Origin of the sequence: Micromonospora sp. LOL_014 (assembly GCF_048060245.1) — a bacterium.
Lineage (GTDB): Bacteria > Actinomycetota > Actinomycetes > Mycobacteriales > Micromonosporaceae > Micromonospora_E.
Window position 1 is genome coordinate 1 of record NZ_JBHMIP010000116.1, and the last position, 403, is coordinate 403.

General features: G+C 67.7%; 1 protein-coding gene. It reads right to left on the minus strand.

From position 1 onward, the window contains the following. Positions 1–403 (minus strand): transposase (locus ACFHW1_RS28880; RefSeq protein ID WP_416616752.1); only part of this gene is annotated, 403 nt, incomplete at both ends.

The window sequence follows — 403 nt, forward strand, 5'->3', positions numbered from 1 at the left end:
CGGACCTTCTTGAGCATCGGTTCGCCGTAGCGGGCCTTCTCCTTCTTGCGTGACGGGCGTAGCAGGGTGATGCCCTGGTCTGCGAGGTCCCGCTCGAGTGTTCTGGACGCGAAGCCCTTGTCGCTGATCAGCAGGATGCCGTCGTGTTCGGCGACGACACCGGCCTCGACCTCCAGCATCGCGGCGAGGACCTCCCGCTCGCCGATCTTCGGGTTCGCCAGGGCCCACAGGATCGGCATCCCGGTCGGGGTGCGGACCAGGTACAGGCGCAGTCCCCAGAAGAACCGGGAGTGGGAGGCGCAGTAGCCGTATCCGGCCCAGCCTGCCAGGTCCGAGCGTTGCACGGTGGGGCGGGACATGCCGCACGGCACCGGGGTGGAGTCGACGATCCAGTGGTTGTCGA